The following is a 16,148-nucleotide window of genomic DNA, read 5'->3' on the forward strand; positions in this document are numbered from 1 at the left end:
ACCCATCACTATGCAACCAATAGAATCATCCGACATGGACGTCATACAGCGCAACTTCTTCCGCATACTATGCTCGGGAGCCTTCGGCACACAGTCAAGCATCGAGCCGATGTCGCCTTTCAAATGGCGAAGACTCATGCAGATGGTGGATGCACAGCAGGTGATGCCGATATTCATCAACGGTGTCGCCAAACTTTCCATGGACGAGGGACTGAACCTGCCTGACAGCATCATCGCCGACATCAAGGCGAAGCAGGGCGAAAGAAAATCACTGGCAGCAAGGATACCGGCATCTGTCAAGCTCAGCAACAGACTACTGAACCGACGACTGCGCAACCTCATGTACAACGAGCTGCACAGCATCGACACCTCCGTCGAGGCACTCGACATGCTGAAACTCATCGTATCGAACTCCGAACTGATGTTTACACGCGGCATGAACTTAGGGGGAATCATCACCATGGGAGAATATCTCAGGACACGTGGTGACAAGGTTGACTTCGTGAAACTTGAGAACTGGCTGAACTCCCTGCAGCTCCACGCCATGGCAGAACTGCAAGGAAACGTCCTCATATCGGTATTCGGATTTGAAGAAGACGAGCTGCCCTTCGTCACAAAGAGCGACCCGAAAGCATACCGCCTGACGCTCCGCAGCATATCGGATCTGGCGAAGGACACGGCACAGGAGTGGCACTTCAAGCAGAACTCCGCCGGCTTCGTACAGAACAACAACGCCGTCCTGCGCCGTAACCTCAGCCGAAGCCTGCGCTACGTGGGCTATGCTCCGATTGAGACGACCAGCAACTTCTTCCACAACTTCGTAAGAAGTCTCTCGGAAATAGAGGAATAGTCACAGATTACCGTCTTGCCAATGCTCTTTTTAAAGACAGAATGACATAATAACAGAATATCATTTCATCGCTACTCTATTAAAGACAGGATGGCATAATAACAGATAACCTTTTACATTTTCCCGTCTTTCTCTGCCCTTTCCTGCTTCTGTGAGAAGATGAAACCCCACGGATTGGTGCAGATTTCTTACAGATAAACACAGAAGAACAGACTGGACGGAGCAAAAGACATACGGAGGCGCGGAGGGAAAACTCACTGCCGCCAACAGTTCATATCAAAGGAAATACCGATGAAAAGCACGGATTATCAATGGTTTTGTAACCGAAAGGAAATCAATGAATTATAATGGTAACGCCCGATGAACATTACCGTATTAGTCAGTCTTTAGTACCTTACAATATGCTATAATGACCTCACTTGCCGTTTTCAGCTGATGTGCTAAGGGCTAACACATGTGGTGTTACTGGTAAGCACCAATGGTGTTGAGGGCTGAACACATTGTAACATGCTACTGAGAAGACAGCAGACCTTGGTTTGCAGGGGGTTACCGGACAGCTATATTACTAAAACCATACCAAGAAAAAAGGGGTTACTTGCAATACAAGTAACCCTCTTTCCATAGTTCAAAGCCCAAGGCTCAGAGTTCCTCTTTACGCCTGCTTCTTGCCTTTCAGCAGGTGCCATGCCTCTCTGACCCACAGAACCAATGAGGAACCGACGAGGATGATGACCCAGTCTTCCAGTGTCAGACCGCCCTTTGCAATATTGAAGAACTCCTGCAAACCGGGAATCTCCACCATAGCTATCTGACCGACGAGGATGACGGTAGCAATGAAGAGCAGCCCACGGCATCCCTTGAAGTGGAGCGCACTCTTCCCTGTCTCGAATGCACGTGCATTGAACAGATAGAAGAAGTGGGTCATCACGAAGACCGTGAAGAACAGCGTCAGCTCGTATGGACTGAGTCCGCCGGACTCGCCAAGCTGGAGATGGAGCAGGTCCTTCAGTGCCGTTATGTGAGCATGCTCGAAGATGTACAGCAGTACCAGCAGCATGACAAAGAAGAATCCGCCCACGCCTATGATGTTCCATCCCATCGGACGGTTGATGATAAAGGCATTCCTGTCGCGTGGCGCATCCTTCATTACCGACTCTGACGGCGGCAGGGAAGCCAGTGCCATCGCAGCGAAGGTATCCATGATGAGGTTCACCCACAGCATCTGCGTTACCGTCAGCGGCGACTCCGTACCCATGAAGGCACCGGCAAGCACAATGAAACATGCTGCCACGTTCACCGTAAGCTGGAAGAGCAGGAAACGCTGTATGTTCTGATAAAGCGAACGTCCCCACATCACTGCCTTGCCGATACTGCTGAACGAGTTGTCGATAATCGTAATGTCAGATGCCTCCTTTGCCACGGAAGTACCGTCACCCATTGACAGACCGACATGTGCTGTGTGAAGTGCCGGAGCATCATTCGTACCGTCGCCTGTCACGGCTACCACCTGATTGCATCGCTGCAGCGATTCCACGAGACGCTTCTTGTCCATCGGACGGGCACGGGAGATGATCTTCATGTCCATTACCCGCTTGTCGAGCTCATCATCTGAGAGGGCTGCAAACTCCGGACCGGTGATGATGTTCCTGTCGCTGTCCGCATCCGTCCAGAGCCCGATCTGCCTGCCTATCTCCTTGGCTGTGCCCGGAGTGTCGCCGGTAACAATCTTCACTGCGATACCTGCGTTCATACATTCAGCTACGGCATCAGGCACATCTGTACGCACAGGGTCGCTGATGGCTACGATGCCTTGGAATGTCAGGTTGTCTGCACACACCTTCCCGTCTTTCAATACGGCAGCATCGCCGTCCAGTATCTGGTAGGCAAAGCCCAATGTTCGCATAGCCTGCTCCTGATATTCCTTCAGCTGACCGTCAATCTCAGCCTTGGAAACATTCCCTTCAGTCTGCTTGCAGAGACCATAGACAATCTCCGGTGCACCCTTCACGTAGAGAATCTGCCTGCCGTCGACCAGTGCTGACTTCACCACCACAGCCATATACTTCCGCTCGGTAGTGAAAGGCAGTTCCTCCAGCACCTCAACGTTCTCCCTCATCTCCTGATAAGACTTCTCCTGATTGTTCAGCCACAGGAGCAAAGCACCCTCCGTCGGGTTGCCCAGTGCCTTCGGCTTGTTCACGTCCGAGAAGTCAATTGAGGCGGTAGAGTTGACCGCAATGCCCTCTTGCAGCAGTCGTGCAGTCTCGCTGTCGTCCAGCTGCTGGTCCTTCAAGGCATAGAATCTGGTCTGGTAGACACGCATCTGATTCTGTGTCAGCGTACCCGTCTTGTCAGTACAGATAACCGTCGTTGCGCCCATCGTTTCGCAGGCATGCATCTTACGCACAAGGTTATTGGTCTTCATCATACGGCGCATACTGTAAGCAAGGCTCAGCGTCACAGCCATAGGGAGTCCTTCAGGAACGGCAACCACAACGACCGTTACGGCAATCATCAGCGTGCTCAGCGTGTGGGCAAGCAGCCCAGCCATACCCGCATCAGGCATGAGATAAGCGTGGAGCGCTATCACACTGCCCATCAGGACACAGAAGTAAGCTATCGTGACGAACGTGTTGACATACCACTTCCAGTCTTCAAACTTCCTGATGACCATCCAGAAGAAAGCCACCGTAGGTATGGCCAGCGTCCATACAACAGGCACCCAGTGGAAGAAAACCATCAGTCTGCCGACGATGATGAGTCCTGCAAAAACATAACTTACCTTGGTGATGAGTTCGCTCAATCCGTCAAGCTGCTCATTGAGCGGCGTCTTGGTGCTGTCGTCAATCTGTGCAGCCTCGAACACCTTGCCGTTCTCGGTCTTGTCGCCTACAGCCTCAACCTTGAACACACCATGTCCCTCCATCACCTTCGTGCCACGCAGCACATGGTCGGTGGGATAGGAAGCGTCCTTCTCAAACTCCTCTTCATGCGTCGACTTATAGGCAGGAACGCTCTCACCGTTCAGCGTCGACTCGTCAACATGCAGTGAGACCGACTCCAGCAGCTTTCCATCAGCAGGGATTTCCGCACCCGTGTTGATAACGACAATGTCACCCACAACAATATCCTTCTTGGCAACCGTCGTGGTGTTGCCGTTTCTTATCACCTCAACTTCCTCATCATCATTCACCTGATTGAGGATGGAGAACTCCTTGTCAGCCTTCAGCTCAAAGACAAAGGCAATGCCCGTAGCCAGCAGGATGGCAACGAAGATGCCCACAGGCTCAAAGAACACGGTCAGTCCCTCTTCGCTATGAAGTCCCCAGTATTCCCAGCAGGATATACAGATAGAGAGAAATCCGGCAATAAGCAGGATGATGATAAGAGGGTCACCGAACTTCTCAAGGAATTGCTTCCATAGCGGCTCTTTCTCGGGAGGCGTCAGAATGTTCGCCCCGTGCTGTTCGCGACTTGCCAACACCTCTGCATCGGTCAGTCCTTTGTAATGTTTCTTTTGTTCCATAATTATTTGTATGTTGTTTTATTATTATTTCCCCAGTAAATGATTTTGTACTGCAAAGTTACGCATAATCCCACAAATTCCCTGCATTTCTGTAACATTGCAGAACAGAACAATCCCCCGTCACTATTACCCCTGCAAGGTTGCAGGACAAACAAGAACGCCCTTCCAAGGGCTCTTACTTCTCCGCTTCATCCATGAGCACCGCATCATAGGCAATCCGCTGATGACTGGTTGAGGGTAAGCCTGAATTAATCATCAGGGCGTTTTGAGGGCATAACGTCACACAAAAAAAATGTTGGTGCATGATGACGGGGCGGACATTCGTTAGCGTGCAGAGGTATAAAAGAGTATTCAAGGAGATGAAATGGGTTCATAGACGAGTGATTTGGGGTAATGAAATATCTTTACATAATATATAGAAAATTATGCTTTTAATCATCAATGGACAACGTTAAAACACCAGCATGCAACCGTCAGACTATCAGGAAATTACAAAGCAGCTGACTTATCAGTGCTTAATTGCGTTCCAAGTAACGCCCTTTAAGCCTTCAATTAAGGCTTAGTTGCAGGTCAATTAAGGCTTAGTTGCAGGTCAATTAAGGCTTAGTTGCAACGTTATCGGGCATCTTTAGTTTTCTTCAATTGATTTTTTTCTTACAAAACAATGCTCTCTCCGTCTGTCCAACAGGATGCCGGAGTAGTGAGGTGATCATGTCATTCCGTCTTTGAGAAAGCCCATCTCCTGCCGTATGAAGTACGGTTCCTTTCACTCCTTACGTCAAAGGCGTCTCCGCATCTTCACCTTTCGCCCCCGTCAACTCCGTGCCTCCATGTGCTTTTTGACATTGCTGATTGTTCCGTATGGGGCTGTTGCGAGTTGACAGGCAGATGGCTCTACAAGTATCTGGTCAAACCTGTAAACCCGTCTACCTGCCAACTTACTTTCGCTCACACGGAGTTGTATGGAGGAATTGAAATAGTATTCGCAACGATCATGTACATCCGCCTGCCCTGACTGTTTAATTATTCACGAGCTGGACAACGATGAGCCGCCCGCCATCCTCTGCCGAAAGCAGAATCTTGCGCCCTTCAGTCAACGGCACATACTGCCCTACAGGTATCTGCTGCTTGGACCCGTCATTTGAAATATCGAACATCCCGGGCAGGCGGCGGTTGATGAGAATCCACTGTCCGTTGTGGAAATGGAAGTCACCCACAGGTTTCTTGTCCTCATCCTTCGTCTTCTCGTTGGGTTCAATGAGGCGGTTGGCGTGCCACATGTAGAGCGTCTGCTTGTCATAGACCATCAGACGTGAATTCTCCGACATGAACTTTCCATGGCTCGGGGAATAATAGAAGTTCAGGACTGGCAGCTGCCCGTGGTAAGCCTTCCCACAGAAAGGACAGCGAGGCTTCGTCGTATTGTCGAATACAAACCAGTGAGCCTCACATCCGGGGTTCTGACACGGCTGCACAAGGTCGGTCGTCCTGACGAGTGCATCCTCCCATTCAGCCGCACTGGGACGCATGGACGGATTATGCAGACCGTCAATGAAGACACGGTCAAACAGGCTCTTCAGATAAGGTCCGCAGAGGGTATAAGGCATCTTCACCGGGTCGCCCTGCGGCAACTGCGAGCTTGCCAGCTGGTCGCTCTTCACCCTGTTGGTGGCATCGGTGGGATGCTCAACGAACAATGCGTGCGAGCCGAAGCGCATGTCATCGTCCTTCTGCGGGTCGGTATCCCACACCTTGCCGCCGTCCAGTGGATGCCTGTTCAGGAGGAAGGTGTAGATGAGCACCGCCAGGGCATATCGGTCAGTCGTTATCTGCGGCAGGTTCTTCTTCGGGTCATCAATCTTCAGCCCCTTCGTCGCCAGCACTTCCGGCGCAATGAAGCCCGGTGTGCCCACAACCTCAGGCGGGAACTTGTGGGGAACGACCAGACCGTCGCAGTCAATGATGCACGCACTGCCCGACAGCGGGTCGACCAGTACATTATTATAGGAGAGGTCAGAGTGCGCCAGACCAGCTGCGTGAAGCCGCCTTATGGCACGTGCAATCTTGATGCACATGTGCAGACGTGTAAGGAACGTACCCTTCTGGCTGGCAGGTACGAACCTGTTAATCAGCTTAGCCGATGAGAACCACTTTCCGTTCTTCTCCTGTCCGTTCTTGATGAAAGCCCATGACGGGTCGATACCACTGAAAAAGAACTTCTTATCGTAGAAAGGAATCACAATGCCCGTCAGTCCCTTCCACTCCACAATCTTCGTAGGCCAGGCAAAGAAGTCAGTCCAGTACTGCCCTGCCTTGTCGGCAGTGAAGATGCGCGGACGGTGAATATTGACGATGTCATTGATACGTGCCTTGTCGTTTGCATTGACAGGCTTACGGTAAAAGGCAACGACATAGGTCTTGTCTACCGAGAAATAGACATCCTTCACTCCCCCCTGCGCCTTTATCTCATCATAGAACTCTACGGTAGAGCCGTCCGTCGCCGTCAGTGTTACTTTATTTGCCATTTCCGATTAATATAAGATTGCAATGGTTCTGTCATCATGATTGCCCGGTGACCAGAAGTCGAGCCAGTCCAGGAGCTGGTCTGCAGCCGCCTCATTGTCGTCCGACAGGTCAACAGGATGCTCCTTGTCGTGCAGGAGATTATCCCACAAGGCATCCCATCTTTCGGGATTATTGAGGTTAGCATCCGTCTCAAACATCGGGTCTGACACACCGTCAGTCATGAGGAAGAGCGCCGTGAAGTCGGGTACTATGCAGAAGCGCAGCCGCTGGTAGATGGCTGATGGGTCCCGGAAGATGTCAGGCATGGTGAGGAAACGGGTCTGTCCGGCATACTCTCCCTCATCAGGAACGCCCAGCAGCTTTGCCGTATGCGTTGCACCCTTGTTGTCATAAAGGCAGATGGCACCGTCACCCACCCAGAAAGAAGCGATGAACCAGCCGAAGCTGAACTTCTTGCTGATGGTCAGGAGGAAGGTCGTCGCATAGTCCTTAGCCCGCATATTGGTCTTATCAGCCTCAGCATAGATGGCCTTCTGCGCCTTGTAGGCAGCCGTAGCCACGATCCTGTAGATGTCATCGCCCACATACTTCCGTGCCTGTGCCTCGTCCTCATCCTTGAACATATCGTACTGCTGGATGTTCTCCTCAAACTTCCTGCAGTCGGCGAGCTGGGTGATACAGTGGCTGACAGCCGTCTCACAGGCAATGCGTGACCCCTCACGGGAGAACCTGGCAGAGCCTGCACCATCGGCAACGGCAATGACATACCAGTTGTTCTCCTCATTATGGAAGAGCTTGAAATGGTCGTCACGCGGCTTGCCTTCCTGTGCATGCGAACGTCCCCGCTTGCTTGCAGCCACAATGTCTTTCTGTGGTGTACCGTCATCGAGGGCAGGCACCTTCACAAACTCCTTCTGTGTGTCCTCCTTCGGATATTCAATATCCTCCGGAACAGGAAGCTCCTTCCACAGGTCACGAGGGTCAGGATTGACAATCAGGAGCAACTTCCTGTAAGGTACATCCTCGGGACTGCAGCCGTCAAACAGGTATCGCAGCTTCAATTCAAAGTCACCTGCCTTTGCAGGCGTGCCCGAGATGGTAAACGACTTCAGGTCGTCAGCCACCTTACATTCCAGCCCTGTCTCCTCCAGTCCTTCTATCCAGTAGCGTGTTATTCCGTCTATTGCAAAGGAAACCTCCGCCACATACTCCTTCTTGTTTGAAGCATTGGGAATATAGATGTTGGCATCATTCACCATTGTTTCAAACATTTTATTTCTATCTGCCATGAAATTATCCCATAAATTTGAAATAGAAGAACTGATAAAATCATTCTTCAACTGTTCTGAAGCACCTGCACAGATGCCGTCAATCATTTCTTTCAGTCCGTTCATCATTATCCCCTTCCCCTGTTGACATTCATTCCTCCTTCACCGATTGAGCCCAGCTGTCCTCTCATACCGCACCAAGGGCACTGCGTGCTGCCGTCAGTTCCGACACACATCACACCGCCGCAGTCGCATATGACGACTCCCCACTGATTGCCGCAGCAAGGACAGGCAGGGAAGCCCACCAGCGAATTCGTGTTTACATACTGGTTGGAACTGCCTTCGGAAAGGCTGTTGTAAGTCTCCTCGTCAACAGGATACCCGCCAACGAGCTTGAAGTCGACTCCCCTGAACTCCTCCAGTCCCGGTATGGGGTTCGTGCGCTTGGCATACTTGACAAGATACATCTTCCTCGTCGTGGAGCATTTCCCGACAAGTACCGTGTAGTTCTCGTCCACGATGCAAGGGCGGGCAACATCCACTTTCTCCAGATTGATGCCTGCGGTAGATGCCAGTCTGACCTCGTCAACTCCCATATCAGCAACCGATACGCTCGTTGTCTTGATAGACGCTGTCACCCACTTGAAGAATGCCTGGAACGACATCTCGTCCGTACTCGTCAGCCGCAGGACATTTTCCGTCATCTGTCCCAGCAGCTGTGTGTTCACGTTATCGCCGATAGAGATGGCTACCAGATTGGCAGAACGGCGATACCTGCTGTTCCACCGGTCAATGGCAGCCCTCGCATCGTCCGTCGGATTGCCATCCGTAAAGAGGAAGATGATGGGCTTCCAGTCACCTTTCCGCTCCAAGGTAGTCTTGACTATCGTCCTGTCCAGGTCATCCATCAGGTAACTCATAGCCACGCCCAATGACGTTCCGCCACCGATCGGGAACACGGGAGGATAGAACTTGTAAAGTTCCGTCAGCGGAGAAAGGCTCTTTGCCCTGCCGGCAAAGGCAATGACGCTGACAAACACCGTCTCCAAGGCATAGGGGTCGGTCCTCAGTTCCTGTATGATGTTTCTCATTCCATCTTCTACTTGCTTGATGGGCTCTCCTACCATAGACTCTGATACATCTATAAGGAAATAAACAGGTAATCTTCTCATTGTTCGGATAGTATTATAATGCCGGGACTTCCTGATGAATGCCTGGCGTTGGGTTGATGGTTCGGTGCTGCCGATGACAGGGCATCAGCGGGTTCTCATGATGATGGGCAAAGGACTCAGATAGACTTTTCCCGGACCATTGATTCTCATCAGGCTGACGCCTTCCCCACGGAGAATGTTCCCGACCGACCAGCCTGCCTGCATCTGATGCGGCCCGATTCCCTGCAAGGCTACGAGGTGGTTCTCATCCACTTCGATACATTCGCCGTTGTTCAGCACCTTCTCCAAGGGTGCGCCTAAAGAGTCAAGGAAGACGGTGGCGTTTCCCGACACCTTCTGGAAGAAGCCGACTCCGCCCAGGAGCCCCTGCAGATTGATGTTCAGGTTCAGGGAAACCTTGTCCGTAGAAGCCACATAGCAGCCACGACGGCATATCAGGCTCTCCCCCTGCAGCTTGATGGGAACGAGGCTGCATTGGCTTCCCGAGAGCACCAGCTTCCGCTCCACATTGGTGTTGTTGTAGAAGCGGAGGATGAGTACCGACTCACCAGAGACAGCCGACCGGATTACTCCACCGAGGATATTTCCCAGTCCGCCGCCATTGCCTTTCCCGTTGAACTCAACGTCACGCTGCAGCTGCTGGTCTACATAAACGATACTTCCACGCTCAGCATAGAAGGTTTCATTAGGCGATAAGGTCACTTCAAGCGTCTTGAACTCATAGCCTACAATCTTACAATTCATAATCGAAAATATTAAATGACAAGATTCACTTCAGCCGGAGGAGTCGGCAACTCTATGTCCTCAGTAGCCCCGACGCTCTTTCCACCCAATCCGATAGTGTCGCTGACCCACTGGAAGAACTTGCGGAAGGTACTGCTGTCCATCGTGTCCAAGGAGAAGACCTTGTCAGTCAGTTCCTGCAGATACTCCTTCTTTGCCTTCGGTCCTGCCGCACAGGCAATGATATTCCCGAACTTCCTTTCCTTTACCTTGGCAGTCATCTGGCTGTAAAGCTGCAGGTCAGAGGGCTTGCCGTCAGTCAGCACGAAGAGCAGCGGCATCCAGTCGCCCTTCTGTGTCGGCGTACTGAGTTGCACCTCCGTGTCATACTTCTCACAAAGGGTCTGTAGAGCCAGCCCCGTGAAGGTGGGTCCGGAGTCAGGAATCGTAATGTCCGGCAGCTGCAGATTCTCCAAGGCAGTCAACGGAACCAGCTGCTTTACGTCCTTGTCGAACGTGATGATGCTCATCCAAACCGTCTCCAAGGCATAAGGGTCCTGACGGAGTGTCGCCAGCATATCAGCCAGCCCCACCTTTACTGACTCGATGGGTTCGCCTTTCATCGAGCCGGAGGTGTCAATCAGTATGTAAACGGGTAAACGTCTCATTTTATAGTAAGGTATATAATGTTAATTATTACAGTCCGATAGTTGCTTCCATCCCGACATCCAATTGCAGCGCGTTCAGTACTCCGCACCACATGTGCTTGCAAGCAGCACCGCATGTGCTTACCAACAGCACCACGTGTGCCGGGCATCAGCACATCGGCAGAAAACGGGAAGAGGGGTTCTTCATGATTATCTTCATGATATATCGCAAGGCTCTGACGAACCGGATCGGGTCCGACAGCGTGCGCCTCAACCTGTCAGAACGCCACCCTTCCACCATCTTCTCAATGAAGCGGGACTGTATCAAGCCCGAAACCACATATCAATGCTGATACAGTCCCGATGTGGACATGCTACACGACAATGTTTACTTCCGGCGGTGGAGGCGGAAGCTCGCTCATCGTCGTAGCTTCAGCTCCTGTGTCCTCAACTGACTTGCTGCTCGTACTGATAGAGGCAGAAACCCACTTAAAGAAAGCCTTGATGGTGGCACTGTCGGTAGTGTCAAGCTGGACGACATTCTCCGTGATCTGCTTCAGCGTATCGGTGCTGGCACCCTGACCGGCAGCACAGGCAACGACCATTCCATACTTGCGCTTCTTGAACTCGGCGAGTCCTGCGTTCAGGTCGTCAGTAGGCGCACCGTCAGTCATGATGAACACCAGCGGACGCCAGTCGCCTTTCGCCTCAGCCGTTGTCCTGCTGACCTCCTCGTCCACCTTCTGTGCCAGCAAGGAGAGCACGCCTCCCAAGGCAGTGCAGCCGCCCGCCTGGATGTCAGGCTGCTGGAAGGCAGCCAGCTCGGTCAGCGGAGTAACCTGCTGTGCAGTGGTATTGAACGTGAGAATACTTATATATGCCGTTTCGAGGGCATAGGGATCACTGCGAAGTGTGGAAATCAGTGTCTGCACACCGTTCTTCACGGCTTCTATCGGCTCGCCATACATGGAGCCTGATGTGTCCAACAATAGATAAACCGGTAATCTTCTCATCTCTTTCTTACTTTGAGTAATCCTTCATGACCCTGCCGATTGTGTCTATGATAGACGGGTCAGGGAAAGCATCACCTATGGCAGCGAACTTCCATTCACCGTTACGACGGTAGAGCTTGCCCATGACGAGGGCACGCATTCCGGCGCATTTTTCCTGCGTAGCTACGTCATACTGTGCGAAAACCTGCTTGGGTGCCTTGTCCGGTGTTCCCTCAAACATACGGATGGAAGCGTATGGGATGCCTGAGAAGTCGCCGCTGTACTCATTGTTGTTGTAGATGTTCAGGAAGAACACCATTGAGTTGATGTTGCTGTTTACCTTGCTGAGGTCAACGGTGATAATCTCATTGTCAAGACCGTCATCGCCTGCCTGGTCGCCCTTGAGGTCGTCACCGGTGTGGTGCAGGGCTCTGTCAGCCGAGTCAAGTTTACCGTTGGGAAGACCGACATTATGGTCAGCAAAACGATACAGTGGTGACCAGATATGGTCGACCGGCTTGCCAGCCTCGTCAAACAGCACGCAGCTTAAATCGAGGTCTACGTCAACTACCTTCGTAGACAGGCCGAAGAAAGCCTTTTTGGTGACAGCACCCCAGTTGCAACCTACACAGAACTCTGTGAGTTTTGAACCATTCTCCTTCTCAAGATTGATTCTTTGTCCTTTTTCTAATTGTATTGCCATATTCTTTTATTGTTTAATCTTTTGATCCTTGTTTGTAATTAAATCCCCTATGATACATCCTGTCGCAGTCAGAATGGGCATCGTGGAAAGTAAGAAGTTTCCTGACCGTCATCGTGTTGTCACTGTCAAAGTCAATCTCTGCAATGGCACAGAAACGCTTGTCGGAAGCCTGCCCTGCTCCAGTCGAGATTGATGATGATCTCACCCTGCCGGCTGTTTCCCTTCTCAAGTTTTATCCGATGCTGGTCGCCGCTCTTCTCCAAAACGATTGCCATAGCCTAAACGTATTTTGCGACAAGCTCTTCCAAGCCTCCACGATGACCATTGCCCAATGCCTGGACCTTCCACGCTCCGTCCCGACGGTACAGGCGGCAGAACTCCACGGAAGCACAGACGGAATAGTCTTCAGTAAGGTCGAAGATGTATTCTCCTTCTCCGTCACCCTGCCCGGGCTTGTACAGACGCACGTACGCACGCTCCACCTGTCCGAAGTTCTGCCTACGTTCCTGATACTTGTAGATGCTGACGCAGATGATAATCTCCTCAACCTCCGGGCTTACCTTTGAGAGGTCGATGTCCATTGTCTCGTCGTCGCCATCGTCAGATGTGCTTCCGTCCTCATCGTCAATGGAACCGATGACCGACAGGTCGGGCGAAACGGGTCTTGACTCCGTGCGCAGCTTGTCATTACTGCTCCATTCTGACGCATTGACTATCTTGGTCAGGTCATTGGGTCTGACTCTCTTCTCCGAATTGTAGAAGACGAGGAAGTCATCCGACGGCACCTTCTTGTCCTTCGTCACCATGAATGCACTCACGTCCAGGTCGAAGTCATAAGAGGAGGTCCTGTCCTCCCTTACGTCCCAGCCGAGTCCTACATGAAACTTGTTCAGGTCAAGCTGGGCATTCTGTCCTTTTACAAGATTTATCATAGCTTACTGAATGTACTTTCCTACCAATGTGTCCAGACCGCCCTTGTCGCCGGTACCGATAGCCTCGAACTTCCATTCACCGTTGCGGCGGTACAGACGTCCGAACTCCACAGCTGTCTCGACAGAGAAGTCCTCATCAAGGTCGTAGCGTGCTATCACCTCATCGGTCAGGGCATCATAGATGCGGATGTAAGAGTTTCTCACCTGTCCGAAGTTCTGGTTTCGCTCTGCTGCCTTGTAGATAGTAGCCGTGAAGACGATTGACTCGATTACAGGGTCAACCTTGGCAAGATCGACTGTCAAGGTCTCGTCGTCGCCGCCGTCGCTGTTTCCGCCAGTCAGGTCATCGCCTGATGACTCGACTGAACCATCGGGAGACTTCTGGTTGTTATAGAAGATGAAGTACTCGTCCTTAGGACATTTCCCCGTTTCACTTAACATAAAAGCTGAAGCATCGAGGTCAAAGTCAAATCCTGTACTCTTGTTAGGGTCCCACCCTAAACCGATTCCAACTTTCTGCAGCCCTTTCTCCATTGAGATGCGCTGTCCTTTTTCAAGATTAATCATATCGTTAAATGTTTTGGTTATTTGTATATGTGCAAAGGTAATGATTGCCTGTCAGTTTATCCCCGATTCCCTAACATTGCAAGTAAAACATGACTGAATGCCGGCAAAAGCATGCAACCTTACAATGCAATGATCCTCTGCCATACTGCGGACGATTCCATCTTCACGGCATCGGGATCGCTGAACGTGCGGCAGAAACAGGAACTGAGGTCGATGCGCAGCCCGTAGTTGCCGTATATGTTCCGCTGTATCAGATAGTCGTCTGCATGATAAAGCGTGTCGCCTAACTTTGAAATCTGACGCTTGATAAGGCTTATCATGGGAAGACGGATCTCGGGTATCTCAAGGTTCGGAGCATTCTGCTTCTCGCCGCCGAACTCCTTATATATAAGACTGTACTTCTCCTGTAGTGCCTTGATTCTCTTCTCATACCTCCCCAGCTGGTGGACATTCTTGGGCTTGTCGAAGTTCACTCCGCCCGACGATGACTCTATCAGGAACAGGGCATAAAGGGCTTTCTCACGACGGTGCAGCTTCTCAATCTTCACATCGGCTTCAGGGAAACATATGTCGCCGCTGACGGTGTCGACGAGTACCGAGCTCTTTATGCCCTTCTGCAGCAGGTGAAGGTCCAGTATCAGCTTGTGGAAGCCGGAATAGACAAACCGCCCCTTCTCCTCCCGCAGGTAATTGAGAATCCTGTTACGGTACATCCCCGAGAAGGTTTCAATGAACTGATGGATGGTGGGAAGCACGTCCTTGTCAAGTCCTAAAATCAGGAAGTTTGCATGACGCCTGTTGTTCACATTCGAGTCGGACAGCTTGATGAACAGCGAAGGCTGCACGTCAAAGAGCTCTTTTATGTTCAACTTCGCTGACAGCTGGTACTTGCAGAAGTCGGTCGTGGACAGGTTCCGTAACTTGTGAATAATCGAAGCCAGCCGCTCATGGCTCACACGGGGGTACAGGAAGGAGATAATCTGACCGAGTGACTCTTCCGGCAGGCTGCTGTAGTGCCCTGCGATTCTGGGAAGATACAGGAAGTCAAAGCCCGACAGCTGTGCCTCGGAATACAGCTCCCTGTAATGGTCCTCGATGATGGCATTGACCTGCTCATCGTAGGAACTTTCAATATACAGCATCTGCGTACCTTCTATATTCAGCCCGGATGCGTCAACCGAAACAATATCGGCATCAACGCCAAGACTGCCCGTCAGGGTAATCATCAGCGACAGCAGCAACAAGGCTTCCGCACGGGCACAGTAGTCGTCGGACATGGCTACGCTCGTAAGGTCGTCCAGCAGGTCGTGGACCATCCCTTCAGGCGACTCCTTGAGAATACTGACTGCCTGCGACAAGGTCATCGAAACGGACTGGAACTCGTCATCTTTCTTTATGTTATACTTCTCCTTCAAGGAATAAAGAAAGCTGATCTCACGCGCATCAATGATTTCATCAGCACTGATCATGTCCGACAGGATTCTCATAATACCAGTCCGCTCACTCTGTTTCATTCTGTTAGGTATGTTTTAGGTTTTATCATTCAATCGCTTCTCCCGTCCCGATTAACCGGCGGTCTTGCCGAGCAGGACTGACGCACCGCCCCGCCCCGCAGCTCTTCATCTCACCATCCTGCCGGAGAACAGCGGGAGAAACAGGACAAAGATAATAAAATCAAGGGAAGAAAAAGAAGAAATCGTTATAAAAAGAACAAATCATCGTAAACACTGCCCCCCGGCATGGATTATCCACCTGCGTAAAACCATCCGTGCAGACATAAAGACAACTCCCCCGCCGCCCCCCTTTTCACCGAAAGCATAGCGGACTGCACTTAGGAAGGGAAGCCGACAGGATGCCTGCAAGGATATAAAAGGTCCTTCCGTTAAATGCATAGATTGGAAACAGAATAAAGACTTATACGCCTGCATGGTAAGACTATCCAGAATCAGATAGTCTCACAAAGGCAGATAAAGCACAAGATAAAATGCAGAAAAGGCAGATAAAAACGATGCCTACCCGTTACCATGTCTTCCCGTCTTCTATGAACAACTTATTCCCATGTCACCCAATATTTGTAAACTATTTTCATGCAGTTCAAAACCAATACATGGTCTATTGGCTTCTAAAAGACGCCCGATTGACTTGCAATAGACGCCCTTTTGAGACCTTACTGACGCCCTTTTGAAGTCCAATTAAGCACCTTTTCTTGCACCACCTTATAACCGACTGATTTACTGTTGGT

At 51.1% G+C, this 16,148-nt stretch carries 13 protein-coding genes; 1 reads left to right on the forward strand and 12 read right to left on the reverse strand.

Annotation, left to right across the window (positions count from 1 at the left end):
- Positions 1-34: 34 nt before the first annotated feature.
- Positions 35-850, forward strand: coding sequence for a hypothetical protein (locus tag ADJ77_RS11840; RefSeq protein WP_025078230.1), 816 nt, complete (start codon positions 35-37; stop codon positions 848-850).
- A gap of 652 nt (positions 851-1,502) precedes the next feature.
- On the opposite strand, the gene ADJ77_RS11845 is transcribed toward ADJ77_RS11840, so the two are convergent.
- The 12 genes from ADJ77_RS11845 to ADJ77_RS11900 all read right to left on the reverse strand — a co-directional run bounded on the left by ADJ77_RS11845 (position 1,503) and on the right by ADJ77_RS11900 (position 15,420).
- Complete coding sequence (locus ADJ77_RS11845) at positions 1,503-4,376, reverse strand: cation-translocating P-type ATPase (RefSeq protein WP_025078231.1); 2,874 nt, start codon at positions 4,374-4,376, stop codon at positions 1,503-1,505.
- Between the two features lie 1,019 nt (positions 4,377-5,395).
- Positions 5,396-6,901, reverse strand: a complete 1,506-nt coding sequence (locus ADJ77_RS11850; protein ID WP_025078232.1) for a helix-hairpin-helix domain-containing protein — start codon at positions 6,899-6,901, stop codon at positions 5,396-5,398.
- A 6-nt stretch (positions 6,902-6,907) separates the two neighbouring features.
- Complete coding sequence (locus tag ADJ77_RS11855) at positions 6,908-8,299, reverse strand: PP2C family serine/threonine-protein phosphatase (protein WP_234398105.1); 1,392 nt, start codon at positions 8,297-8,299, stop codon at positions 6,908-6,910.
- Complete coding sequence (locus tag ADJ77_RS11860) at positions 8,299-9,342, reverse strand: TerY-C metal binding domain-containing protein (protein WP_050696459.1); 1,044 nt, start codon at positions 9,340-9,342, stop codon at positions 8,299-8,301. The genes ADJ77_RS11855 and ADJ77_RS11860 overlap by 1 nt, the downstream gene beginning before the upstream one ends.
- 84 nt (positions 9,343-9,426) lie before the next feature.
- Entirely contained in the window at positions 9,427-10,086 is a 660-nt protein-coding gene (locus ADJ77_RS11865) for an AIM24 family protein (RefSeq protein WP_050696460.1), read from the reverse strand.
- 11 nt (positions 10,087-10,097) lie between these two features.
- Positions 10,098-10,733: a vWA domain-containing protein gene (locus ADJ77_RS11870; protein WP_050696461.1), complete on the reverse strand. Its 636-nt coding sequence runs from the start codon at positions 10,731-10,733 to the stop codon at positions 10,098-10,100.
- 353 nt (positions 10,734-11,086) lie between these two features.
- A complete protein-coding gene (locus ADJ77_RS11880) occupies positions 11,087-11,725 on the reverse strand; it encodes a vWA domain-containing protein (RefSeq protein WP_025078235.1) in 639 nt (212 codons plus the stop codon).
- A 7-nt stretch (positions 11,726-11,732) separates the two neighbouring features.
- Positions 11,733-12,407 (reverse strand): TerD family protein, encoded by a 675-nt coding sequence (locus ADJ77_RS11885; RefSeq protein ID WP_025078236.1) that lies wholly within the window; start codon positions 12,405-12,407, stop codon positions 11,733-11,735.
- Between the two features lie 131 nt (positions 12,408-12,538).
- On the reverse strand, positions 12,539-12,682 hold the full coding sequence (locus ADJ77_RS14300) for a hypothetical protein (protein WP_234398107.1): 144 nt from the start codon (positions 12,680-12,682) through the stop codon (positions 12,539-12,541).
- Positions 12,683-12,685: 3 nt separating this feature from the next.
- On the reverse strand, positions 12,686-13,339 hold the full coding sequence (locus ADJ77_RS11890) for a TerD family protein (protein WP_025078237.1): 654 nt from the start codon (positions 13,337-13,339) through the stop codon (positions 12,686-12,688).
- A 3-nt stretch (positions 13,340-13,342) separates the two neighbouring features.
- Positions 13,343-13,906, reverse strand: coding sequence for a TerD family protein (locus tag ADJ77_RS11895; RefSeq protein ID WP_025078238.1), 564 nt, complete (start codon positions 13,904-13,906; stop codon positions 13,343-13,345).
- Positions 13,907-14,025: 119 nt separating this feature from the next.
- Positions 14,026-15,420, reverse strand: a complete 1,395-nt coding sequence (locus ADJ77_RS11900) for a hypothetical protein (protein ID WP_050696463.1) — start codon at positions 15,418-15,420, stop codon at positions 14,026-14,028.
- Between the last annotated feature and the right edge of the window lie 728 nt (positions 15,421-16,148).

It is taken from the genome of Prevotella fusca JCM 17724, assembly GCF_001262015.1.
GTDB classification, from domain to species: domain Bacteria; phylum Bacteroidota; class Bacteroidia; order Bacteroidales; family Bacteroidaceae; genus Prevotella; species Prevotella fusca.